General features: G+C 73.4%; 20 protein-coding genes. 6 read left to right on the plus strand and 14 right to left on the minus strand.

What is annotated here, in order from left to right; all coding sequences use genetic code 11:
* Positions 1-58: 58 nt before the first annotated feature.
* From cmk to ABD220_RS04840, 7 genes are all read right to left on the minus strand, one after another.
* Complete coding sequence (cmk, locus tag ABD220_RS04810; RefSeq protein ID WP_425552508.1) at positions 59-796, minus strand: (d)CMP kinase; 738 nt, start codon at positions 794-796, stop codon at positions 59-61.
* Positions 793-1917 (minus strand): prephenate dehydrogenase, encoded by a 1125-nt coding sequence (locus ABD220_RS04815; protein WP_344120281.1) that lies wholly within the window; start codon positions 1915-1917, stop codon positions 793-795. Before ABD220_RS04815 ends, cmk begins: the two co-directional genes overlap by 4 nt.
* A 9-nt stretch (positions 1918-1926) precedes the next feature.
* The gene (locus ABD220_RS04820) at positions 1927-3012 is read right to left on the minus strand and encodes a pseudouridine synthase (RefSeq protein ID WP_344120283.1); all 1086 of its coding nucleotides are present in this window, start codon (positions 3010-3012) and stop codon (positions 1927-1929) included.
* A gap of 9 nt (positions 3013-3021) precedes the next feature.
* Positions 3022-3636 carry an SMC-Scp complex subunit ScpB gene (gene scpB / locus ABD220_RS04825; protein ID WP_344120284.1) on the minus strand — a complete coding sequence of 205 codons (615 nt, stop codon included), beginning with the start codon at positions 3634-3636 and terminating at the stop codon, positions 3022-3024.
* Entirely contained in the window at positions 3633-4511 is an 879-nt protein-coding gene (locus tag ABD220_RS04830) for a segregation and condensation protein A (protein ID WP_344120286.1), read from the minus strand. The genes scpB and ABD220_RS04830 overlap by 4 nt, the downstream gene beginning before the upstream one ends.
* Positions 4511-5404, minus strand: coding sequence for a ParA family protein (locus ABD220_RS04835; protein ID WP_017833723.1), 894 nt, complete (start codon positions 5402-5404; stop codon positions 4511-4513). The genes ABD220_RS04830 and ABD220_RS04835 overlap by 1 nt, the downstream gene beginning before the upstream one ends.
* Before the next feature lie 248 nt (positions 5405-5652).
* The gene (locus ABD220_RS04840; protein WP_344120293.1) at positions 5653-7071 is read right to left on the minus strand and encodes a cation:dicarboxylate symporter family transporter; all 1419 of its coding nucleotides are present in this window, start codon (positions 7069-7071) and stop codon (positions 5653-5655) included.
* Positions 7072-7241: 170 nt separating this feature from the next.
* Between ABD220_RS04840 and ABD220_RS04845 the strand changes: the two genes are divergently transcribed.
* Together ABD220_RS04845 and ABD220_RS04850 are read left to right on the plus strand one after the other, a co-directional pair.
* On the plus strand, positions 7242-8873 hold the full coding sequence (locus ABD220_RS04845; protein WP_344120294.1) for a sensor histidine kinase: 1632 nt from the start codon (positions 7242-7244) through the stop codon (positions 8871-8873).
* Positions 8870-9583 (plus strand): response regulator, encoded by a 714-nt coding sequence (locus tag ABD220_RS04850; RefSeq protein WP_344120296.1) that lies wholly within the window; start codon positions 8870-8872, stop codon positions 9581-9583. Before ABD220_RS04845 ends, ABD220_RS04850 begins: the two co-directional genes overlap by 4 nt.
* Before the next feature lie 204 nt (positions 9584-9787).
* Here the strand turns inward: ABD220_RS04850 and ABD220_RS04855 are convergent, their stop codons facing one another.
* Positions 9788-11743, minus strand: a complete 1956-nt coding sequence (locus ABD220_RS04855) for a propionyl-CoA synthetase (protein WP_344120298.1) — start codon at positions 11741-11743, stop codon at positions 9788-9790.
* 218 nt (positions 11744-11961) lie between these two features.
* Here ABD220_RS04855 and ABD220_RS04860 point away from each other — a divergent pair, with 218 nt between their 5' ends.
* From ABD220_RS04860 to ABD220_RS04875, 4 genes are read left to right on the plus strand one after another with little or no spacing between them, the layout of a single operon-like run.
* Complete coding sequence (locus tag ABD220_RS04860; RefSeq protein WP_344120299.1) at positions 11962-12639, plus strand: GntR family transcriptional regulator; 678 nt, start codon at positions 11962-11964, stop codon at positions 12637-12639.
* A gap of 57 nt (positions 12640-12696) precedes the next feature.
* Positions 12697-14217 (plus strand): MmgE/PrpD family protein, encoded by a 1521-nt coding sequence (locus ABD220_RS04865; RefSeq protein WP_344120301.1) that lies wholly within the window; start codon positions 12697-12699, stop codon positions 14215-14217.
* A gap of 2 nt (positions 14218-14219) precedes the next feature.
* Entirely contained in the window at positions 14220-15128 is a 909-nt protein-coding gene (gene prpB / locus ABD220_RS04870) for a methylisocitrate lyase (protein WP_344120303.1), read from the plus strand.
* 37 nt (positions 15129-15165) lie between these two features.
* Entirely contained in the window at positions 15166-16308 is a 1143-nt protein-coding gene (locus ABD220_RS04875; protein WP_344120305.1) for a bifunctional 2-methylcitrate synthase/citrate synthase, read from the plus strand.
* A gap of 46 nt (positions 16309-16354) precedes the next feature.
* Here the strand turns inward: ABD220_RS04875 and ABD220_RS04880 are convergent, their stop codons facing one another.
* From ABD220_RS04880 to ABD220_RS04905, 6 genes are all read right to left on the minus strand, one after another.
* Complete coding sequence (locus ABD220_RS04880; protein WP_344120307.1) at positions 16355-17548, minus strand: D-alanyl-D-alanine carboxypeptidase family protein; 1194 nt, start codon at positions 17546-17548, stop codon at positions 16355-16357.
* 128 nt (positions 17549-17676) lie between these two features.
* Positions 17677-18696 carry a site-specific tyrosine recombinase XerD gene (locus tag ABD220_RS04885; protein WP_344120308.1) on the minus strand — a complete coding sequence of 340 codons (1020 nt, stop codon included), beginning with the start codon at positions 18694-18696 and terminating at the stop codon, positions 17677-17679.
* Entirely contained in the window at positions 18693-19346 is a 654-nt protein-coding gene (locus ABD220_RS04890) for an NUDIX domain-containing protein (RefSeq protein WP_344120309.1), read from the minus strand. The genes ABD220_RS04885 and ABD220_RS04890 overlap by 4 nt, the downstream gene beginning before the upstream one ends.
* Positions 19347-19503: 157 nt before the next feature.
* Entirely contained in the window at positions 19504-21228 is a 1725-nt protein-coding gene (pyrG, locus tag ABD220_RS04895; RefSeq protein WP_344120311.1) for a CTP synthase, read from the minus strand.
* A gap of 54 nt (positions 21229-21282) precedes the next feature.
* Positions 21283-22995 carry a DNA repair protein RecN gene (recN, locus tag ABD220_RS04900; protein ID WP_344120312.1) on the minus strand — a complete coding sequence of 571 codons (1713 nt, stop codon included), beginning with the start codon at positions 22993-22995 and terminating at the stop codon, positions 21283-21285.
* A complete protein-coding gene (locus ABD220_RS04905; RefSeq protein ID WP_344120313.1) occupies positions 22992-24065 on the minus strand; it encodes an NAD kinase in 1074 nt (357 codons plus the stop codon). Before ABD220_RS04905 ends, recN begins: the two co-directional genes overlap by 4 nt.
* Positions 24066-24109 lie beyond the last annotated feature (44 nt).

Raw genomic sequence — 24109 nt, forward strand, 5'->3', positions numbered from 1 at the left:
TCCTTCGCTGGGCCGGGTGCGGCCGGTCGGGGTGCGGAAAAGTCGGGGAAGCGGGGGTCTAGGCGGAGCGGCCCGCGGCGCGGACGACGACGTCGATGACGGCCTGGACCGTCTGCTCCACGGTGAGCTCGGAGGAGTCGATCGTCACCACGCCGTCGGCGGCCTCGGTGAAGTTCACGACCGTGGCGTCCTTCGCGTCCCGGCCCACGACCCGCGCCCGCAGCTGCTCGGCGTCCTCGACGCCGCCGTTCTGCAGGCCGCGTCGGGCCATCCGCGCCCGTTCGTCGGCGGTGAGCAGGATCCGGGCGTCGGCGTCAGGGGCCACCACGGTGGTGGTGTCCCGGCCCTCGGCGACGATCCGCCGGCCGCTGTCGGCGATGAGCTCCTGCTGGCGGGCCACCAGCACCGCCCGCGCCGCCGGATTGGTGGCCACGGCGCTGACGGCCTCCGTCACCCGGGCGCCCCGGATCTCGGCGCCCACGTCGGCGCCGCCCACGAAAACCAGCTCCCGGTCGGGGTCGGTGCCCTGGGCCAGCGGGAGGGCACGGGCGGCCTCGACCACGGCGTCGCCGTCGGAGAGGTCCACCCCGCGGTCGAGGCACCACCAGGTGAGGGCGCGGTACATCGCGCCCGTGTCCAGGTAGGCGAGGCCGAAGCGGCGGGCCACCTCCCTGGACACGCTGGACTTGCCGGAGCCGGAGGGCCCGTCGATGGCGACGACCAGCTGCCGTCCGGCGGCCGCCGGCGCCTCGGTCCCGGGTGCTGCGCCGCGGGCGGTGTTCGTTCCGGTGTTCACTGCACGACCTTCCATCCGCGCTCCTGGAGCGCCTCGACGAGTTCCTTGCGGCGGTTGGGCAGCACGGAGACCTCGACGAGGCCCACGGGCTGGCCCGGGGAGTGCTCGAGGCGCAGGTCCTCGAGGTTGACGCCGATCTCCCCGATCTCGGTGAGCAGGCGGGCGATCTGCCCGGGGACGTCCCCCACGAGCACGGTGAGGGTCGCGAACGCGCGGGGCGCGCCGCCGTGCTTGCCCGGGATGCGGGCCCGGCCGGCGTTGCCCTCCGCCATGAGCTGGGCGATGTCCAGCCGTGCGCCCGGGGCCTGCGGGGCTTCGAGGGTGGCGATGAGCCGGTCGAGGTCCTGGCGCACCCCGTGCAGGGACGCGACCACCGGGGCGGCGTTCGCCGAGAGGATCTGCACCCACAGGCCGGGGTCGGAGGCGGCGATGCGCGTGGTGTCCCGCAGCCCCTGGCCGGCGAGGGAGAGGTGGTGCAGCGGGGTGTCCTGCAGCCGGGAGGCCAGCAGGGAGGACATCACCTGCGGCAGGTGGGAGATCAGCGCCACGGTCGCGTCGTGCTCGCGGGCGTCCATGAACGTGACGGTCGCCCCGAGGTCCACGGCCAGGTTCTTCGCCGCGGCGAGCGCCGCGGGCGCGGAGCGCCCGGAGTCGCACACGACCCAGGGCATGGACGTGAACAGCTCGCCGCGGGCGGCCACGGGGCCGGAGCGCTCGCGTCCGGCCATGGGGTGGGTGCCCACGTACCGGGTGAGGTCGCCGCCCAGGGCGCGCACGTCGTCGAGCACGGCCTCCTTGACGGAGGCGATGTCGAGGACGACCGCCTCGGGGTGGCGTCCCAGCGCCTCGACCACGGTCTGCGCCGTGACGTCCGGCGGGGTGGCGACGACGACGAGGGCCGGCTCCGGGATCCGGTCCTCCCCCGCCGCACGGCAGGAGCGGCCGGCGCCGATGTCCTGGGCCACGGCCTCGGCGGTGGGCGAGGCGTCCTGCAGCCAGACGTCCACGCCGAGGTGGCGCAGGCCCAGCCCGATGCTGGCGCCCAGCAGGCCGGCGCCGACCACGAGCACCGGCCCGGAGGTCGCCGCGGGGGCCGGCGGTGCGGAGGAGGTCTGCGTCATGGGCGCTCCCTACATGCCCACCGAGGCGAGGAGGTGCCCGACCTCGGTCCTGGAGAGCCGGCGGACGGTGCCCTGGCGCTGGTCCCCGATCCGGATGGGACCGACCTCGGTGCGCACGAGCTTCTCGACGGGGTGGCCCACGGCGTCGAAGAGCCGGCGCACGATGCGGTTGCGCCCGGAGTGCAGGACGACCTCCACGAGCAGGTGGCCGGGGGTGGAGTCCACGAGCCGGAAGGAGTCGACGGAGGCGATGCCGTCCTCGAGCTCGATGCCGGCCTTCATGGCCGCGCCGATGCCCTTCTCCATGGGCCCGCGCACCTGCACGAGGTAGGTCTTGGGGACCTCGTAGGAGGGGTGGGTGAGCCGGTTGGTCAGCTCGCCGTCGTTGGTCAGCAGCAGCAGGCCCTCGGTCTCGACGTCGAGGCGGCCCACGTGGAAGACGCGCTCGTTCTTCTGCTGGTTCAGGTAGTCGGACACGCACGGCCGGCCCTCGGGGTCCTCCATGGTGGAGAGCACGCCCTCGGGCTTGTTGAAGGCGTAGTAGACCAGGTTCTCGTCGAGCTGCACGCGCACGCCGTCCACGTGGATCTCGACGGTGTCCGGGTCCACCCGGATGCCGAGCTCGGTGATGGTCTCGCCGTTCACCTGCACGCGGCCGGCCTCGATCATCTCCTCGCAGACCCGCCGCGAGGCCACGCCGGCCTGGGCCATGAGCTTCTGCAGCCGCACCCCGTCCGGGTCGTGCTGGTCGAGCCGGTCCACGGGCGGGTTCTTGGGCCGCCGCTTCCGGTGCGGCGGGCGGTACGGGGTGGCGGGCATCCGCCGGGCGCTCTTCTCGGAGGACGCGAACGGGCGGGGCCCGCGGTCCTGACCGGCGCCAGTCGAGGCGCCGCCCTTGGCGCCGCCCTTGGAGGTCCCGCCCTTGCCGCCGGACTTCGCGGTCCCGGCCTTGGCGGGACCGCGGGCGGGAGCGCCCTTCCCACCCTGGAACGACGTGCCGCCCTGGCCGGTGCGGGGCTTCTGGCCGCCCTGGGAACCGGGGGCGCGGCGGCCGCCGGGTCCGGGGCGGCCCGATGATGAACGTGAAGTGGCCATGGTGGTGTCTCAGTCCTCGTAGTGGTCGATCTGGTCGATGCCCGGCAGATGAGGGGCGATGTCGGGGAGCTCGTCGAGCGAGCCGATGCCCATCTTCTCCAGGAAGAACGTGGTGGTGCCGTAGAGCACGGCGCCGGACTCGCCGTCCCGCTCGAGCTCGCGGATCAGGCCTCGCTGCACGAGCGTGCGCACGACGCCGTCGACGTTGACCCCGCGGATCGCGGAGATGCGTCCCCGGCTCACGGGCTGGCGGTAGGCCACGACGGCCAGGGTCTCCAGGGCCGCCTGCGACAACCGGGCGGTCTGTCCCTCCGCGACGAACGCGGAGACCACGGGGGCGAACTCGCTGCGCGAGTGGATCCGCCAGCCGGCACCGGTGCTGCGCAGCTCGAACCCGCGCGGCGCCAGCGTCCCATCATACCCCGGATCCGCGGCGACGCCGTCGTACTCCGCGCGGAGCCGGTCGAGGACCCGTTGCACGGAGGCCACCGGGACCACCAGGGCGGCGGCGATCTCGTACTCGCTGACGGGCTCGTCGGCGACCATCAGGATCGCCTCGACGGCGGCCCGCACGCCGCCGGGCAGCGCCTCGAGGTCCGGTCCGCCCTCGGTCGCGGCGCTCATGCGGACGCTCCCGAGACGGCGGGCACCCGGTCCGGGGCCCCGTCCTCGGGGCCCGCGGCGTCCTCGGACAGCCGGTCGGCGGTCCACCCGGTGCCGGCCCCGGTCCAGCGGACGGTCAGCTCGCCCAGCGGGTGCTCCTGGGCGAGCTCGAGCACCGCGTCACGGTACATCTCGAGCAGCGCCAGGAACCGCACCACCACCGCCAGGGTTGACCCGGCGTCCGCCACGAGTGCGCGGAAGGAGCGCGGGGCGCCGTCCTCGAGCAGCGCGGCGAGGATCTCGGCCTCGTCCCGGACCGAGACGGCGGCACCGTGCAGGTGGTCCACGCCGACCTCCGCGGGCGCGCCGGGGCGGGGCACGAAGACGGCGCGGGCGATCTCGGCGAACTGCTCGGGCGTGGTCCGCCAGTCGAGCTCGGGCAGCACGGCCGCCACCTCCGGGTCCAGCGGCACCGACCGGGGCAGCCGGGTGGACTCGGCCCGCATCCGCTCGTCGAGCAGGACGGCCACCTCCTTGAACGCCTTGTACTGCAGCAGGCGCGCGAAGAGCAGGTCCCGCGCCTCGAGCAGGGCAACGTCCTCCTCGTCCTCGACCTCCCCGCGCGGCAGCAGCCGGGCGGCCTTGAGGTCCAGGAGGGTCGCGGCGACCACGAGGAACTCGCTGGCCTCGTCGAGCGCGCGGGCCGAGCCGTGCTCGTGCAGGGCGCGCACGTACTGGAGGAACTCGTCCGTGACGGTGGCCAGCGCGATCCTGGTGATGTCCAGTTCGTGCTGGGCGATCAGGGAGAGCAGGACCTCGAAGGGCCCCGCGAAGTCCTCCAGCTGCACCGCGAAGCCGCCGGGCCCGTCGGGGACCGGCGGCTCCCCGGGGTGCATCAGGGTGCGCCGCCGCGCGAGATGAGCTCCCGCGCCAGCTGGCGGTAGGACTCGGCGCCCTGGTGGGCCGTGGCGAAGGAGAGGATGGGCTCGGCGGCCACCGTGGCGTCCGGGAACTTCACGGTGCGCTTGATGACGGTGTCGAAGACCTTGTCCCCGAACGCGTCCACGATCCGGGCCATGACCTCGCGGGAGTGCAGGGTGCGGGAGTCGAACATCGTGGCGAGCACGCCGTCGATCTGCAGGCGGGGGTTGAGCCGGTCCTGGACCTTCTCGATGGAGTCCACGAGCAGCGCCACGGCGCGCAGGGCGAAGAACTCGGCGATGAGCGGGATCACCACCCCGTGCGCGGCGGTCAGCGCATTGACCGTCAGCAGCCCCAGTGAGGGCTGGCAGTCGATGATGATGACGTCGTAGTGCTCCTCGAGCTTGCGCAGCGCGCTGGCCAGCACCTGCTCCCGGGCCACCTCGGTGACCAGCTGCACCTCGGCCGCGGAGAGGTCGATGTTGGCGGGGAGCAGGTCGACGCCCTCGACGTCGGTCTCCTGGACCACGTCCCAGACGTCCACGGAGCGGTCCATCATGACGTTGTAGACCGTCAGCTCCAGTTCGTGGGGGTTGGCGCCGAGACCGGCGGAGAGGGCGCCCTGCGGGTCGAAGTCGACGAGCAGGACCTTCCGGCCCAGCTCGGCGAGTGCTGCGCCCAGGTTGATGGTCGAGGTGGTCTTGCCAACCCCGCCCTTCTGGTTGACCATCGCGATGATCCGGGCGGGACCGTGGGTGGAGAGCTCGGGCGGCTCGGGGAAGTCGCGCGCGGGACGGCCGGTCAGGCCGACGGTTCCCGTCCCGGCCTCGCCCGTGCCGGGGTTCCTCTCGTCGCTCTGCTGGCTCACTCGTGGCACCGCTCTTTCGTTCGTGGTCGCGCTCGGGCCGGCCGGCCCCGGGCACGGGGCGGCCCGGGCCGGACGGGCCGACCTGGGGTTCTCCTGGACTCGATCAGCTACCAGGGTACCGCCGCCGCCGGGCCGCCCCGAATTCCGGGGCAGCGGTGGAGCCGGCGGACGACCGCGGCCCGTGCCCGCCGCGCCCCGGAGGAGCGCGGCGGGCACGGGCCGGGCGCGGGCAGCTGCGCGGGCGCGGTTCAGCGCGTTCCGGCCGCGACCTCCACCTTCTTCGCGACGGACTCCTCCGTGCGGGCCCCGGTGGCGGGCTCGGCAGCGGGCCGGTCCTCGGCGGTGCCGTGCGAGTGCGCCGCCATGGTGGACTCGTCGAACCGGTCCCGCCCGGAGAGCACGCGCTCGACCTGGACGAGGTCGATCTCGCGGGTCCACTTGCCGATCAGCAGGGTAGCCACGGCGTTGCCCGTGAAGTTGGTCAGGGCGCGTGCCTCGGACATGAAGCGGTCGATGCCGACGATGATGCCGACCCCGTCGACCAGGTCGGGGCGGTGGGACTGCAGGCCGCCGGCGAGGGTGGCCAGGCCGGCGCCGGTGACCCCGGCGGCGCCCTTCGAGGCAATGATCATGAACACCAGCAGCGAGATCTGCTCGCCGATGGCCAGCGGGCTGCCCATCGCGGAGGCCACGAACAGGGCGGCCATGGTCAGGTAGATGGCGGTGCCGTCCAGGTTGAACGAGTAGCCGGTCGGGACCGTGACGCCGACCACCGGCCTGGAGACGCCCACGTGCTCCATCTTGGCGATGAGCCGGGGCAGGGCCGCCTCGGAGGATGAGGTGGAGAAGATCAGCAGGTACTCGCGGCCGAGGTACCTCATGAGCCGGAAGATGTTGATCCCCGTGACGGCCTTGAGGAGCCCGCCCAGGACCACCACGATGAACAGGACGCAGGTGAGGTAGAAGGCGATCATCAGGGTGGCCATCGAGACGATGGCCTGGACGCCGGTCTCGCCGACCACGCCGGCGATCGCGCCGAACGCGCCGATGGGGGCGGCCCACATGACCATGATGAGGATCCGGAAGACCAGGGCCTGGACGTGGCCCACGGCCCGGAGCACGGGCCGGCCGGCCGGGCCCATCTGCTGCAGGGCGAAGCCCACGATCAGCGCCACGAACAGGGTCTGCAGGATGTTGCCCTCCGTCAGCGAGGAGAGCAGGGACGTGGGGATGATGCCGAGCAGGAAGCCGATCGTCCCGCCCTCGCCGTCACCGTGGCCCGCATCCGTGATCTCGTACTCCGAGCCCTGGATGTTCAGGCCCTCGCCGGGATGGATGAGGTTGCCGACCACCAGGCCGATGCCCAGCGCCATGGTGGACATCGCCATGAAGTAGGCCAGGGCCAGGCCGCCGACCTTGCCGACGGTCGCCGCCCTGGCGATGGAGCCGACGCCGAGGACGATCGTGCAGAAGATGATGGGGGCGATCATCATCTTGATGAGGGCGATGAACGCGGTGCCGACGGGCTTGAGCGTCCGGGCGAACTCGGGGGCCACGAGGCCCAGGACGGCGCCGGCGACGACGGCGACGATCACGAAGACGTACAGGTAGTGCGTCCTGTCCTTCTTCTGCTGCGGGGCGGGCGGCTGCGGGTCGACGGTGGCCATGCTTGTCCTCCGGTTCGGATGGGTGGAGCGGACGGGTGGAGCGCGGGCCCTGGATCGGGCCGATGTGACGAGTCTCACCGCCGCCCGCCGACCTGTCGTGTTGTGGTCATAATGGTCGTGACGCCCACCACAACCGCGGGAGGCACCGACCGGAGCGACAAGGAGCGGACATGTCCCTGGCCCGGCGCTTCCTCCTGATGCAGCTGGCCGTCGTCGCCCTCGTCACCCTCGCCGTCTCCCTGGTCCTGTTCGCCCACGAGCGCGGCGCGGTCGTGGACCGCGCCGAGGCGGTGACCCGGGTCCTCGCCACGGCCCTCGCGGACGACCCCTACGTGCTCGAGGCGGTGACCGGCCCGGACCCGCACGCGGTCCTGCAGCCGCTCACGGACCGGCTGCTCGCGGACACGGACCTCGACTTCGTCACGATCATGGCCCCGGACGGAACGCGCTGGACGCACCCCCTGCCCTCGTCCGTCGGCGAGGCCTACCGCGGGGACCGCTCGCACGCGCTCGCCGGTCGGACCTGGACGAGCACCGAACGCGGCAACCTCGGCCCCTCCGTGCGCACGATCGCCCCGGTCCGGGACGCGGACGGAAGGGTCGTGGCGCTCGTGGCCACCGGCGTCCTCCTCGAGGCCGTCTCGCAACAGGCGCTCGCCCAGCTGCCGGCGGTGCTCCTCGTAGGGCTGCTGCTGCTCGCCGCCTCGGCGGCGGTCGCAGCGCTCGGGGCCCGGTACCTGGGGCGGGTCACGCACGGCTGGGGACCGGAGGAGCTCGCCCAGGTGCACTCGCTGCACGACGCCGTGCTCAACGAGGCCACCGAGGGCCTCCTGCTCGTGGACACGGCCGGTGCGGTGCAGGTGCTCAACGCCCGGGCCCGTGAGCTGCTCGGCGTCCGGTCCCCGGCGGCCCCGGGCCCGGCCCGGCACGATCCCCTCCCGGTCGAGGACCTGGACCTGCCGGGCGCGCTGGCCGCCGTCCTGCGCTCGGGGGCACCGGTGCAGGAGCAGTGGTTCGTGGTCGGGGAGCGCACGCTCATCGTCTCGGCCCACCCGGCCCGCGGGGCGCTCGCCGGGCGCGGCACGATCGTGATCCTGCGGGACCACACCGAGATCTCCCGGCTCTCGGGCCAGCTGCGCGCCACCGCCGCGCTGGCCGGGGCGCTGCGGGCCCAGACCCACGAGCACGCCAACCGGATGCACACGGTCGTCTCGCTGCTGGAGCTCGGCCGCGACGAGGAGGCCCTCGGCTTCGCCTCCGCCGACATGGCCCGCACCCAGGTACTCTCCGAGGACCTCCTCGCCCACCTGGACGACCCCTTCCTCGCGGCCCTGCTGGTCGGCAAGACCGCCGCGGCCCACGAGCGCGGCGTGGAGCTGGAGGTCGTCGTGGACCCGGGCGCTCCCCGCATCCCCGTCTCCCCCGCCGACCTCGTGACCCTCGTCGGCAACCTCGTGGACAACGCCGTCGAGGCCGCCGCGGCCAACGCCGCCCGGGTGCGCCCGGTCGTCGAGGTCGAGATCGCCGGAGCCCCCGAGGGCACCGGTCCGGCCCGGGACACGGTCGTGATCACCGTCGCCGACACCGGGATGGGGATCCCCGAGGACCTCGCCCGGGAGGTGTTCGAGCTCGGCGTCACCACGAAGCCGGCGGGCCCGGAGGGCCGTGGCGTGGGCCTGCACCTCGTGCGGGAGGTCGTGGAGCGGTGGGGCGCCCGGATCGAGCACCGCAACGACGGCGGGGCCGTGTTCACGGTGACCGTCCCGGTGGCCCGCGATGCCGCGGCGGGGCGGGCGCCGTGAGCGCCCCGGTCCGTGTCCTGGTCGTCGACGACGAGCCGCTCACCGCCGCAGCCCACGCCCAGTACGTCGACCGCTCGCCGGGCTTCGAGGCGGCCGCCACCGCCGTGTCCGGGCGAACAGCCGTGCAGGCCGTGCAGGCCGCCCGGCGGGCGGGCCGTCCCGTGGACCTCGTGCTGCTGGACGTTAGCCTGCCGGACATGTCCGGTCTCGACGTGGCCCGGACCCTGCGCGCCCGCGGCGAGACGGTGGACCTGCTGGTGATCACGGCGCACCGGGACGTGGCGACCGTCCGGGCGGCGAGCACCCTCGGCGTGGTCGGCTACCTCATCAAACCCTTCACCTACGCCGTGTTCGAGGAGAAGCTCGAGGCCTACCGGCGCTACCGCTCCGCCCTCGGGGCGGCGGGGACGATGGGGCAGGCCGAGGTCGACCGTGCGTTCGCGGCCCTCGGCGCACCCACCCGCCCGGACGCGCCCAAGGGCCTGTCCGCCTCGACCCTGGAGTCCGTCACCGCGCTGATGCGGGGCGGGGAGTGGCTGTCGGCCGGAGAGGTCGCCGAGCGCAGCCCGCTGTCCCGGGTCACGGCGCGGCGCTACCTCGAGCACCTGGCAGGCCGCGGCCTCGTGCAGCGCCGCCCGCGCCACGGCACGCCCGGACGTCCCGAGCTCGAGTACGGCTGGGCCGGGCAGGACGTCTCCCCCGGCCGCTGACCCGGCGCGCGCACGGGCGGAGTGTCCCGGACGGCTCGCCCGGCGACTCGTGGTCCTGGGCGGCGCCCGTCTCCGCTCCTCCCCGAGGGCACGGCCCGTTCCGGCAGGACCGGGCCCGGCCCACGCCGTCCCTGTCCGGGAGGGCTGCGGCGATGGCGGCCGCCCCGGGGGAACGCCACGGGTTCGTTGCCGTGCGTCGACGCGTCACCGTCCGCCGCGCGGGCGCAGCACCTCCTCGAGGGCCTCCAGCACGGAGGCGTCCTCGATCGTCGAGGGCACGGCGTAGTCCTCGCCGTCGGCCATCTGCCGCATGGTCTTGCGCAGGATCTTCCCGGAACGGGTCTTGGGCAGCCCCTCCACCACGGTCACGTCCTTGAAGTCCGCCACCGCCCCGATCTGCCGGCGCACCAGCGCCACGAGCTCCTCCCGGAGCCGCTCGGGCGGCACGTCGGCGCCGGTCTTGAGCACCACGTACCCGGACGGCCGCTGGCCCTTGAGCGGATCCCCCACCCCGATCACGGCGCACTCGGCCACCGCCGGGTGGGAGGCCAGGACCTGCTCCATCGCCCCGGTGGACAGGCGGTGTCCGGAGACGTTGATGACGTCGTCGGTGCGCCCCATGACGTAGACGTAGCCGTCCTCGTCCACGTGACCGGAGTCGCCCGTGGCGTAGTAGCCGGGGAACGCGCTGAGGTAGGAGTCCACGAACCGCCGGTCGTCGCCCCACAGCGTGGACAGCGTGCCCGGCGGCAGCGGGAGGCGCAGGGCGATGTTGCCCTCCTCGCCGGTCCCCACCGGCCGGCCCAGCGGGTCCAGGACCTCCACCCGGTAGCCCGGCACCGGCACGGACGGCGAGCCGGCCTTGAGGGGCAGCCGCTCGATCCCGAAGGGATTGGCGCAGATGGCCCAGCCCGTCTCCGTCTGCCACCAGTGGTCGACGACCGGGACGCCCAGCACCCGGGAGGCCCAGTGGTACGTCTCGGGGTCGAGGCGCTCCCCCGCCACGAAGAGGGTCTGCAGGGAACCCATGTCGTGCCGGCGCACCAGCTCGCCCTCGGGGTCCGCCCGCCGGATGGCCCGCAGGGCCGTGGGGGCGGTGAACAGCACCTTCACGCCGTGGTCCTCGACGCGCCGCCAGAACGCCCCGGCGTCCGGGGTGCCCACGGGCTTGCCCTCGTAGAGCACGGTCGTGGCGCCGGCCAGGAGCGGACCGTAGACGATGTAGGAGTGGCCGACGACCCAGCCGACGTCGGACGCCGTCCACATCACCTCGCCGGGTCCGACGTCGTAGATGTGGCGCATGGACCACGTCAGGGCCACGGCGTGCCCGCCGTTGTCGCGGACCACGCCCTTGGGGGCCCCGGTGGTCCCGGACGTGTACAGGACGTAGAGCGGATCGGTGGCCGCGACCGGCACGGGCGGTGCGGGCTCGGCGCCCGCGACGGCACCCGCCCAGTCGAGCCACTCGACCACGGGCTGCCCGCCGGTCCCGGCCCGGCTCCGGGCGTCCTCGACGGTGGTCTCGAACCCCGGGCGCTCGTGCACCAGCACCGTCCCGGGGGCGTGCTCGGCCATCCGCAGGGCCTCCTCGATCGCCGGGATGTACTCGACCCGCCGCCTCGGCTCCACGCCACCGGTCGTGGTCACCACCACGATCGGCCGGGAGTCGTCGATGCGGGAGGCGAGCTCCTTCGGGGCGAACCCACCGAAGACCACGGAGTGCACGGCGCCCAGCCGGGCGCAGGCCAGCATCGCCACGACGGCCTGCGGGATCATCGGGAGGTAGACGAGCACCCGGTCGCCCTTGCCCACTCCACGGGCCGCGAGCGCCCCGGCGAACAGGGCGACGTCGTCCCGCAGCCGCGCGTAGCTGAAGCGCTCCTGGACCCCCAGCACCGCGGAGTCGTAGACCAGTGCGGTGCGCTCGCCGTGGCCGGCCTCCACGTGCCGGTCGAGGGCGTTGTAGGAGGTGTTGAGCTCGCCGTCCGGGAACCACCGGTAGAGCGGGGCGGCGGCGGCGTCGAGGGCGGTGGTGGGCTCGCGCACCCAGTCCACGGCACGGGCGGCCTCGAGCCAGAACCCCTCCGGGTCCTGCACGCTGCGGCGGTAGACCTCTGCGTATCCCTCGGCCTGCGGCGGTGTTCGGTGGTCGGTGCTCATGGATCCCTCCCGGGGTTGCGGTCCTGCCGGACACCCTAGTGGCGCAGGTCACACGCGACAAGAAGTGTGTATACACAGACACACAACCGACCCCGGAGCGACCAAATCCCTCGTCATTCGCCGGGAACTGTGTATACAATGTCCCTGTATTGTGATGCCTGTCACCCAGGGCCCGCGTCGCACTCCCCGGCGCGGTCGGCTACAGCGAGGAGGGAGCCGTGCGAGCCAGCGACCGCGCCTACGAGGCGCTGCGGGAGGACATCGTCGAGTGGCGGCTGCTCCCGGGACAGGTGCTCGGCGAGGTCGAGCAGTCGGAGCGCTTCGGCATCTCCCGCACGCCGATCCGCGAGGCCCTCAGCCGGCTCACCGCCGACGGCCTCGCGGAGGCGCACCGGGGCCGCGGTGTCGTCGTCTCCCAGGTCTCCCTCGAGGACGTCCGCGCCCTGTTCGAGCTGCGGGAGGCCCTGGACTGCCGGGCGGCCCGGCTCGCCGCCCGGCGCCGCGACCCCGTCGCGTTCCAGGGACTGGCCGCCGAGCTCGAGGCGGTCGTGGCCCAGCTCCACGGCCCGGGCACGGACCGGGCCGGGTACTACGACCTCGTGGAGCGCATGGACCGCGCCATCGACGAGGCCACGGCCAACCCCTACCTCACCGCGGCCCAGCGCTCGCTGCGCCTGCACCTGGCGCGGGTGCGCAAGCTCTCCCGCACCAACCCCGACCGGCTGGCGCGCGCCGCCGCCGAGCACGCCCAGATCGCCCGCGCCATCGCGGACGGCTCCGAGGAGATCGCCGAGGCCGCGACGCGCGTGCACCTGGCCAACTCGCTGCAGGCCGTCCTGACCACCCCTGTCCGGGAGTGGGTCCAGCCCGCACCCCCGCTCGAGGCCGCCGGCTGAGCGAGGCCCCGCTTCGACCGCTGCCGGCGGTCGCCCGTCCACACGAGAGGAAATCCCATGACCGTTCTCCATTCCGTGCGCGTCCACCCGTCCAAGGACAACCTGCCCCGCGAGGAGCAGCTGGCCTGGAAGATGGCCGAGGTCGCCGCGGACCCGGTCGAGGTCACCCCGGAGGTGACCGAGATGGTGATCAACCGGGTCCTGGACAACGCCTCGGTGGCGATCGCCTCGCTCGACCGGGACCCGATCGTCTCCGCCCGGGACCAGGCGCTGGCCCACGCGCCGGGACCGCACGGGACCGGCTCCGCCCTCTACGGGGTGCCCGCGGACCGGCACAAGGTCTCCCCGGAGTGGGCGGCCTGGGCCAACGGCGTGGCCGTGCGCGAGCTCGACTACCACGACACGTTCCTGGCCGCCGACTACTCCCACCCCGGGGACAACATCCCGCCGATCCTCGCCGTGGCCCAGCACGTCGGCGCGTCCGGCCACGACCTGGTGCGCGGGATCGCGACCGGCTACGAGCTGCAGGTGGACCTCGTGAAGGCCATCTGCCTGCACGCCCACAAGATCGACCACGTCGCCCACCTCGGCCCGTCCGCCGCCGCCGGCATCGGCACCCTGCTGGGCCTGGACGTCGAGACGATCTTCCACGCGATCGGCCAGGGCCTGCACACCACCACCGCGACCCGCCAGTCCCGCAAGGGTGAGATCTCCACCTGGAAGGCCCACGCCCCGGCCTTCGCCGGGAAGATGGCCGTGGAGGCCGTCGACCGGGCGATGCGCGGGCAGACCTCCCCCACCCCCATCTACGAGGGCGAGGACGGGGTCATCGCCTGGCTGCTGGACGGCCCCGGCGCCGCCTACGAGGTGCCGCTGCCCGCTCCGGGAGAGGTCAAGGCCGCGATCCTGGACACCTACACCAAGGAGCACTCGGCCGAGTACCAGGCGCAGGCCTGGATCGACCTGGCCCGCAAGCTGCACCGCGAACGGCCCGAGCTCGCCGACCCCGCCCGGATCGAGCGCATCGTGCTGCACACCTCCCACCACACCCACTACGTGATCGGCTCCGGGGCCAACGACCCGCAGAAGTACGACCCGGCCGCCACCCGGGAGACCCTGGACCACTCCATCCCCTACATCTTCACCGTCGCGCTCCAGGACGGGGCCTGGGACCACGTGGGCTCCTACGCCCCCGAGCGCGCCGGCCGGCCGGACACGGTGGCCCTGTGGCACAAGGTCACCACGGCCGAGGACGCGGAGTGGACCCGCCGCTACCACTCCCTGGACCCGGCCGAGAAGGCCTTCGGGGGGCGGGCCGAGATCGTCCTCGCCGACGGCTCCACCGTGGTCGAGGAGATCGCCGTGGCCGACGCCCACCCGCTCGGCGCCCGCCCGTTCGCCCGCGACCAGTACGTCACCAAGCTGCGCACCCTCGCCGCCGGGATCGTCGCCGACGACGAGCTGGAGCGCTTCATCGCCGCCGCCGAGAACCTCCCGGACCTGGCCGGCGGCGAGCTGGACGCCCTCAACGTCACCGCCTCCGCGGATCTGCGCACCGGCACGAAGGGAATCTTCTGAGCATGCTGTTCTCCACCACCACCCCCGAGGCCAAGCGGACCGCCCTGCGGCAGATGCTGGCCGGCCCGCGAGCCACCCGGTTCCCGGGCGCCTACACCCCGCTGTCCACGAAACTGATCCAGGAGCAGGGCTTCGACGGCGTCTACATCTCCGGGGCCGTGCTCGCCAACGAGCTGGGCTTCCCCGACATCGGCCTCACCGCCCTGCCCGAGGTGGCGCAGCGGGCCGGGCAGATCGCCCGGGTCACGGACCTGCCGTGCCTGGTCGACGCCGACACCGGCTTCGGTGAGCCCATGAACGTGGCCCGTACCGTCCAGGAGCTCGAGAACGCCGGACTGGCCGGGTGCCACATCGAGGACCAGTTCAACCCCAAGCGCTGCGGCCACCTGGACGGCAAGAACGTGGTGGACCTCGACACGGCCGTCAAACGGGTCCGCGCCGCCGCCGAGGCCCGCCGGGACGAGAACTTCCTCGTCATGGCCCGCACCGACATCCGCGGCGTCGAGGGCCTGGCCGCCGCCACCGACCGGGCGAAGGCCCTGGTGGACGCCGGCGCCGACGCGATCTTCCCCGAGGCGATGGCCGACCTGTCCGAGTTCGAGGCGATGCGGGCCGCGGTGGACGTGCCGATCCTGGCGAACATGACCGAGTTCGGGAAGTCGCAGCTGTTCACCGCCGACCAGCTCCAGGACGTGGGCGTGAACATGATCATCTACCCGGTGACCCTGATGCGCGCCGCCCTGGGCGCCATGGAGCGCGTGCTGGACACCATCCGGACCGACGGCACCCAGGAGGCGGCCGTGCCGGACATGCTCACTCGCGCCCGGCTCTACGAGCTGGTGGACTACAACGGGTACAACCAGTTCGACTCCGGGGTGTTCGACTTCGAGGTCCCCGGGCTGCACCACTGACCGCACCCACCGCACCGACCACGTGAAGGAGACCACCATGACCGAGACCCAGAGCGAGGTCCACAAGGGGCTGGCCGGCGTCATCGCTGACTACACGGCCATCTCCAAGGTCAACCCGGACACCAACTCGCTGCTCTACCGCGGCTATCCCGTGCAGGAGCTGGCCGCGTCCTGCTCCTTCGAGCAGGTCGCCCTGCTGCTGTGGAACGGCGAGCTGCCCACGGAGGAGGAGCTGGCGGAGTTCACGGCCCGGGAGCGGCAGCACCGGGCCCTCACGCCGGAGCTGAGGGCGATCATCGACGCCCTGCCGACCACGTGCCACCCCATGGACGTCTGCCGGACCGCGGTGTCCGTCCTGGGGGCCCAGGACCCCCAGGCCGAGGACTCCACGCCGGAGGCGAACCTGGCCAAGGCGCAGAAGCTGTTCGCGGCCATGCCCGCCGTCGTCTGCTACGACCAGCGCCGCCGCCGCGGCCAGGACGTGGTGGAGCCGAGGGCGGACCTCGGCTACTCTGCGAACTTCCTCTGGATGGCCTTCGGCGAGGAGGCCGACCCGCAGGTCGTGGAGGCGTTCAACACCTCGATGATCCTCTACGCCGAGCACTCCTTCAACGCCTCGACGTTCACGGCCCGGGTGGTGACCTCGACCCTGTCGGACCTGCACTCGGCGGTCACCGCCGCCATCGGCGCGCTCAAGGGACCGCTGCACGGCGGGGCCAACGAGGCGGTCATGGAGACGTTCGTGGAACTGGGCATCCGCAAGGAGGAGTCCGCCGAGGACGCCGAGGCCCGCGCCAGGGCCTGGATGGACGAGGCCCTGGCGGCGAAGAAGAAGGTCATGGGCTTCGGCCACCGCGTGTACAAGCACGGGGACTCGCGGGTGCCCACCATGAAGGCGGCCCTGGACGCGATGGTCGCCCACTACGGCCGGGACGAGCTGCTGGGACTGTACAACGGGCTCGAGAAGTCCATGGACCAGGCCAAGGGCATCAAGCCGAACCTGGACTACCCGGCCGGTCCGACCTACTGGCTCATGGGCTTCGACATCCCCACGTTCACCCCGCTGTTCGTGGCCGCCCGGATCACGGGCTGGACCGCCCACGTCATGGAGCAGGTGGCCTCCAACTCCCTGATCCGCCCGCTGTCCGAGTACAACGGCCCGGACGAGCGGCACCTGTAGCGCGGTGCCGGGGGCGGGTCCGCGGACCCGCCCCCGGCCCGGGCGCTCAGTAGGTGGGCGCCCCGGGGAGCCCCATGTAGTGCTCGAGCGTGGGGATGTCCTGCTCGACCATGCCGGTGGCCACGTGCACCCCGACGTAGCGCAGGTGCCACGGCTCGTAGGCGTAGCCGGTGGTCGCCGTCCGGCCGCGCGGATACCGCACGATGAAGCCGTGCTCGTGGGCGTGCTCGCGCGCCCACGCCCCGGCGGGGGTCCCCTCGAAGCAGCTCTGCAGACCGCACTCCCCGCTCGGGTCGCCGATGTCCATGACCAGCCCGGTCTGGTGCTCGCTGTGGCCCGGCCGGGCGGAGATCAGGTCCGCCTGCGCCTGGCCGTAGAGCGACACGTAGTGTCGGTAGAGGCCGGCCTGCGTGGCGTAGGAGCGGTACCCGCTGACCGCCGTCAGGGGCGCCCCGTCCCCGGCGGCGGCCCGCTGCATCCGCCGGAACGCCGCGGCGGCGTCCGCCCGCATGAGCTGCCCGCCCACGGACTCGAGGGGGCGCGGCACGTGGTCGGCGGGGTCGAGGGGGCGGCGCTTGTTGACGACGACGTACACCGACGTGGCGCGGTCGATCTCCCGGGCGACCCGGGTCCCGGCGCCGCGGGCCCAGGTGATGGAGCCGCGCTGGAAGCTCTGCCGGCATCCGCCGGCCGCGCAGGTCTCCGACGAGACGGGGTAGCCGAGAGCGCCGCGTTCCGCGCCGTGGCGCAGCCAGGCGGCCCGGATGCCGCCGACGGTGGGGTGGGCCCCGCTCGGCCGCGACCACACCACGACACCGCCCTCGAAGGCCTGGTAGCAGCCGGCGTCGCGCAGACCGCAGACCTCACGGCCCACGGGATAGCCCAGCCGCCCCCGCTCGTAGTCCTGGGCGGCCCACGCCGCGCGGATCGCGCCCCACGTGGGACGTGCCCCGGTCCGCGGCGACCAGTGGATGGTCCCGCGCTCGAACTTCTGGTAGCAGCCGTCCCGGACCAGCCCGCACCGCTCGGGGCCCAGGGCCCTGCCGAGCCGGCCGTCGGCTCCCCCGAGCCGCTGGTGCTCGGCCTGGATCGCCGTGGCCCCGAACGCCGGGGTGGCGAGGCCCGGGAGCACCAGGCCCAGGGCGCACAGCAGGACGAGCAGCAGCCGGCCCGTCCGTCCGGCTCTGCGCGCCGTGCGCTGCTCGGTGTGCTGTGTGGTGTGCCGTGTGACCTGCCGCATGACGTCCCCGTCCGTCCACCGAGCGGTGCGCTCGGGCGTGCCTCCAGGCTAGGCCGCCGACCGGTCTTCGCGATAGCACCGGCAGCTCTGTGACCTGTTCGGGACGCGGCAGCGGTCGGCGGGCCCGGCTACCGGGCGCGGGGGTGGGCGGCGGCGTAGACCTCGCGCAGGGAGTCGACGGTCACCAGGGTGTACACCTGCGTGGTGCTGACCGAGGCGTGGCCGAGCAGCTCCTGGACGACACGGAGGTCGGCGCCACCCTCGAGGAGGTGGGTGGCGAAGGAGTGGCGCAGCGTGTGCGGAGTGATCCGGTCCCCCAGGCCCACCCGCTCCGCAGCGCTCTTCACCGTGGTCCACGCCGTCTGGCGGCTGATCCGCCCGCCCCTGGCGTTGAGGAACAGCGCGGGTGTGCCCCGCCCCTCGGCCGCGAGCGCGGGCCGGCCCCGCACGAGCCAGTCGTCCACGGCCCGGACGGCCCAGGAGCCGAGCGGGACCATCCGTTCCTTGCCGCCCTTGCCGAACAGCCGCACGAAAGGCATTCCGGCCCCGGCCTCCTCCGGTTCCCCGCTGCGGCGCACGGCCCGGGACAGGTCGTCGACGTCGAGGCCGGTCGCCTCCGAGATGCGGGCGCCGGTGGAGTAGAGGACCTCGAGCAGGGCCCGGTCGCGCAGCTGCTGGGGGGTCTCGGTGCCGGTCGACTCGAGCAGCGCGGTGACCTGCTCGACGGGGACGGCCTTGGGCAGGCGCATCCCGGGTGTGGGCGGCTGGACGGGGGCCGCGGGGTCCGTGCGCGTGAGGCCCTCGAGGGCCCAGAACCGGTGGGCGCCCCGCACCGCGACGAGGCACCGCGCGGCGCTGCGGGTGCTCAGGGGCGCGCTGTCCTCCGACCCCGCGGACAGGTCCCGGAGGAAGTCGCGCACGTGTCCGGTGGTGATGCCCTCCAGGGTGGTCACGGGCGGGTCCGTGCGCTCCCGGAGGTGCTCGGCGTAGCGGCGCAGGTCCCGCCGGTACGCGGTGAGCGTGTTGGCGGCCAGGCCCCGCTCGACGCCCAGGTGCTGCAGATAGCGCTCCAGGGCCCGCTCGAGCGCGTCGCCGGGGACGGCCCCGGACGGGGCCCCGGACGCCGCACCGGCCGGGACCCCGGTCACCGGAGGCCGGGGTGGCCGGGCCACGGGGCGTCGGCCGGGCGCAGGGACCGGTAGCCCTCCGACCGGGCGGCGTGGGCGGCGAGGACCCCGATCACCACGGCGGGCGAGTTCAGGCGGCCCTCCAGCACCGCCCGCACCGCGCCGTCGAGCGGGACCCACGCCCCGTGGATCTCCGCCTCCTCCCCGGCGCGCTCGTGCAGCTCGTGGTCGGGGACGTCGCTGAGGCCGCGCGCCATGAAGATCCGGTTGGCTTCCGAGGAGGAGCCGGGGCTGTTGTGGAAGTCCACGAGGACGTCCCAGCGCTCGGCGCACAGGTCGGCCTCCTCCGCGAGCTCTCGCTGTGCCGCCGCGGCGGGGTCCTCCCCCTCGACGTCGAGCAGGCCGGCGGGGATCTCCCACATGGTCATGCCGACCGGCCGGCGGTACTGGTTGATGAGCAGCACCTCGTCGTGGTCGTTGAGCACGAGCACGGACACGGCACCGGGGTGGGTGATGTAGTCGCGCCGGAGTGGGTCCTCGCCCCGGGCGAGCTCGAACTCGTCGCGCCGGACGTCCCAGATGAAACCCTCGTAGACCGTCTCGGAGGCCACGGTGCGGCGGTCGCTGAGCTGGTCGGTGAGCTCCTCGGGTGCGAGGTGGCGGATGTCCATGGGGTCCCTTTCGGATCGGCCGCCCGTCGCGGGGCGGCGGGGGCTGCCTCGAGCGGCGCGCGGTACGGAGACGGTGCGGTGGGGAGACGGCGCAGGCGCCGGTCCCCGCGAGGACCGGCGCCTGCCCCGGGACGCCCGTGCGGCGACGGACGGGGTGTCAGCGGCCCTCGGCCGCGCGGCGCTCGAGGGCCGCCTTCACGAGCCCGTCGAACAGCGGGTGCGGGCGGGTCGGGCGGGACATGAGCTCGGGGTGCGCCTGGGTGCCCACGTAGTAGGGGTGCACGTCGGCGGGCAGCTCCACGAACTCCACGAGGGTGCCGCCGGGGGAGGTCCCGGAGATCACGAGTCCTGCCTCCTCGAGGCGCTCACGGTACTCGTTGTTGACCTCGTAGCGGTGGCGGTGGCGCTCCTTGACCTCGGTGGCGCCGTAGGCGCCGGCCACCACGGACCCGGCCCGCAGCTGCGCGTCGTAGAGGCCGAGCCGCATGGTGCCGCCGAGGTCGCCGGCGCCCTGGACGAACTGCTTCTGCTCGTCCATGGTCGCCACGACCGGATACCCGGTCTCGGGCTCGAACTCGGTCGAGGAGGCCCCGGTCAGTCCGAGTTCCGTGCGGGCGTACTCGATGACCATGCACTGCAGGCCCAGGCACAGGCCGAGGGTCGGGATGCGGTGCTCCCGGGCGAAGCGCAGGGTGCCGAGCTTGCCCTCGATGCCCCGGATGCCGAAGCCCCCGGGGACGCAGATCGCGTCGACGTCGCCGAGCTCGCGCTGGGCGCCCTCCGGCGTCTCGCACAGGTCCGAGGCCACCCACTTGATCTTCACGCGGGCGTCGTTGGCGAAGCCGCCGGCGCGCAGGGCCTCGGAGACCGACAGGTAGGCGTCCGGCAGGTCGATGTACTTGCCGACCATGGCCACCGTGACGAAGTGGGCTGGCTCGTGCACGGCCTTGAGCAGGCGTTCCCACTGCGCCAGGTCGGCGTCCCGGTAGTCCAGCCCCAGGTAGTCGAGGATGTAGGTGTCGAGGCCCTGGGAGTGCAGGGTGCGCGGGATGTCGTAGATGCTCGGGGCGTCCGGGCAGGAGATCACGGCGTCGTGGTCGACGTCGCAGGCGTTGCCGATCTTGCGCAGCATCGTGTCCGGGACCTGCCGGTCGGAGCGCAGCACCAGCGCGTCCGGCTGGATGCCGAGCCCGCGCAGCGCGGCCACGGAGTGCTGGGTCGGCTTGGTCTTCAGCTCGCCCGAGGGGCCGATGTACGGGATCAGGGAGACGTGCAGGTAGAACACGTTGCGGCGGCCGACGTCCTGGCGCACCTGGCGCGCGGCCTCCAGGAACGGCTGGGACTCGATGTCGCCGACCGTGCCGCCGATCTCGGTGATGATGATGTCCGGCTGGTCGTCGCCCTGCGCGCGGCGGCGCATGCGGTTCTTCAGCTCGTCGGTGATGTGGGGAATGACCTGGACGGTGTCCCCGAGGTACTCTCCCCGGCGCTCCTTGGCGATGACCGTGGAGTACACCTGGCCGGTGGTCACGTTGGCCGAGGCGTCGAGGTTCTCGTCGAGGAACCGCTCGTAGTGGCCGATGTCGAGGTCGGTCTCCGCCCCGTCGTCGGTCACGAAGACCTCGCCGTGCTGGAAGGGGTTCATGGTGCCCGGATCGACGTTGAGGTACGGATCCAGCTTCTGCATCGTCACGGAGAGCCCGCGTGCCCGCAGCAGCATCCCGAGGGACGAGGCGGTCAGGCCCTTGCCGAGGGAGGAAGCCACTCCGCCCGTCACGAAGATCTGGCGGGTCACCTTGCTCGGTCGCTGGTTTTCGGTCTGCTGTGCGCCGGCCTCGTGGGCGGCTTCGTTTGCATTCACCACGGAATTCGACCCTATCATTCTTGTCCGCTCAGGACGTCGGTTGCGTGCCGGGAATCACCGTGCGGAGGCACTTCAGAGCACCGCTCCGCGGACCAGTTCCCGGGCGTGCTCGCGCGCCGCCGCGGAGTCCTCGTGGCCCGCGAGCATGCGGGCGAGCTCCACCACGCGCTCCTCCTCGTCGAGCACGCGCACGTCGCTGACCGTGGCGTCCGTGCTCTTGGTGACGAGGATGTGCTGGTCGGCGAAGGCCGCGACCTGCGGCAGGTGCGTCACCACGAGGACCTGGACGTGCTGGGCGAGCATCTTCAGACGGCGGCCGATCTCCACGGCCGCTTTGCCGCCCACACCCGAGTCCACCTCGTCGAAGACGAAGGTGGGCACGGGGTCCACGGCGGCGAGGACCACCTCGATGGCGAGCATGAGCCGGGACAGCTCGCCGCCGGACGCGCCCTTGCCCAGGGGCCGCGGGGTGGCGGCGGCGTGCGGCTTGAGCAGGAAGGAGATCTCGTCCCGCCCGTGGCCGGAGAACTCCTCCGTGGGCTCGACCTCGATGACGAGGGAGGCGTTGGGCATGGCCAGCGCCGTGAGCTCGGAACTCACGGCCTCGGAGAGCCGGTGCGCCGCGTCCCGGCGTCGATCGGTCATCTGCCCGGCGAGCTCGCTCAGCTCGGCGTGCAGCTCAGCGAGGCGGGCCCGGAGCTCCTGCTCCCGCGCGGGGTCGTCGGTGAGCTCGTCCAGGCGCGCCCGGGAGCGCTCCGCCCAGTCGAGGACCTCGTCCACGGTGGCGCCGTACTTGCGGGTCAGGGCCTTGAGCTTGGCCCGCCGGGACTCGACCTCGGCCAGGCGGGCGGGACCCTCGTCGTCGAGCCCCGAGGCGTAGCCCGAGAGGTCGGCGGCGATGTCGTTGACGAGCACGGCCAGTTCGGCGACCCGCCCGGACAGTTCCTCGAGGTCGCGGTCGGAGCCGGCCTCCTGCTCCAGGGCACGGTGCGCCGCCGCCACCAGGGCGGTCGCGTCCGGGGTGTCGGCGTCGGCGAACTCCCCGCCGCTGAGGGCGGCGTGGGCCGTGAGGGCGGCCGCGCGCAGCTGCTCGAGGTTCGTCAGCTTCTGGCTCTCCTGGTCGAGGCTCTCGTCCTCCCCGGGCTGGGGGTCCACGGCGTCGATCTCCTCGAGGGCGCCCTGCAGGCTCTGCGCCTCCAGGGCGCGCTCGCGGCCGTGCTCGGTGACCTCGCGCAGGGTCTGCTGCACGGAGCGGTACTCGGTGAGCAGCTGTCGGTAGCGGCGCAGCTGCCCGGCCAGCTCCTCCCCCGCGTACTGGTCCAGGGCATGGCGCTGGGCGGCCGGTGACTTCAGCCGCAGCTGGTCGGACTGGCCGTGCACCGCCACCAGGGTCTGGCCCACCGCGGAGAGGGTGCCCACGGGAGCGGAGCGGCCACCGACGTGGGCGCGGCTGCGCCCCTCCGCGGTCACGGTCCGAGCGACGGTGACGAGGGCTTCCTCGGCGTCCCCGACGGCCTCGACGTCGACCGCTCCGCCGGCGTCCTCGACGAGGGCGGCGGCCGGGTGTCCGGCTGGGACCCGCACGACGGCCTCGGCGACGGCCTTGGGCGCCCCGGAGCGGACGGCGCCGGGGTCGGACCGGTTGCCCAGCAGCATCCCGAGGGCCGTGACGACCATGGTCTTGCCCGCTCCCGTCTCACCGGAGAGGATGCTCAGCCCCGGCCCGAGGGGGAGCACGGCGTCGGTGATGACGCCGAGGTCGTGGATGTGGATCTCCTCGATCATTCAGCCGGCCTCCCCGGTCGCGTCCCGGGCGGGTGTGACGGGACATCGGGCTCGTGGGGCATCTCGTGCCCCACCGTGGATTTCTGCAGCTCCTGCTTCCGGCTCTCGGTGATCTGGTCGCCGCGGACGGTGGGCAGGGCCGTGGTGCGCGCCGCGGCCGCCTCGTGCGGGGGCACCGGCCCGCGCCAGCCGCTCGTGGGCAGCTCGAACTTCCGCACGAGCCGCTCCGAGAAGGGCGTGCGGTGCATCCGCGCGAGGTTGACCGCCTTCGGGGAGCGGACCACCTCGATCCGGGAGCCGGGCGGCAGCTCCGTGGTCCGGCGCCCGTCGCACCACAGCACGCCACGGGCGTCGGTGCGGGTGAGGACCTCGACGGCCATCATGGAGTTCGGGGAGATGACCAGGGGCCGGGAGAACAGGGCGTGGGCGCTGAGCGGCACCATGAGCAGCGCCTCGACCTCGGGCCACACCACGGGCCCGCCCGCGGAGAACGCGTAGGCGGTGGAGCCGGTCGGCGTGGCGAGGACCACCCCGTCGCAGCCGAAGGTGCTCAGCGGCCGGCGGTCCACCTCGATGACCACCTCGACCATCTTCTCGCGGTCGCCCTTCTCCACCGAGGCCTCGTTCAGCGCCCAGGTGTGCAGGACCTTCGTCTCGTCCTGCCACACGGTGACGTCGATCGTCATGCGCTGCTCCACCGTGTAGCGCCCGTCCACGATGGCCTCCACGGACTCGCGCAGGTCGGAGCGCTCGCTCTCGGCGAGGAAGCCCACGTGACCCAGGTTCACGCCCAGCAGCGGGGTGTCCACGCTGCGCACCAGTTCGGCGGCGCGCAGGATCGACCCGTCCCCGCCGAGCACCATGACGAGCTCGATCTCCCGCAGGGAGACGTCCTCCTCGATGACCTCCACGGGGGCGAGGGGCGCCGCGTCCTCCCGGAGCGCGTCGAGGTCGTCCCGCCAGATGACCGGCACCAGGCCGGCTTCGTGCAGCTGGAGACAGGAGTCGCGGGCGGCGTCCTTGGCCTCTTGCCGGCCCATGTGGGCCATGACCAGGATCTTTCTGCTCACCGGGATCCTCCCGTTCTCGACTGCTCGGTGCACGCGGGCGTCGT

The organism is Kocuria aegyptia (assembly GCF_039530085.1).
Lineage (GTDB): Bacteria > Actinomycetota > Actinomycetes > Actinomycetales > Micrococcaceae > Kocuria > Kocuria aegyptia.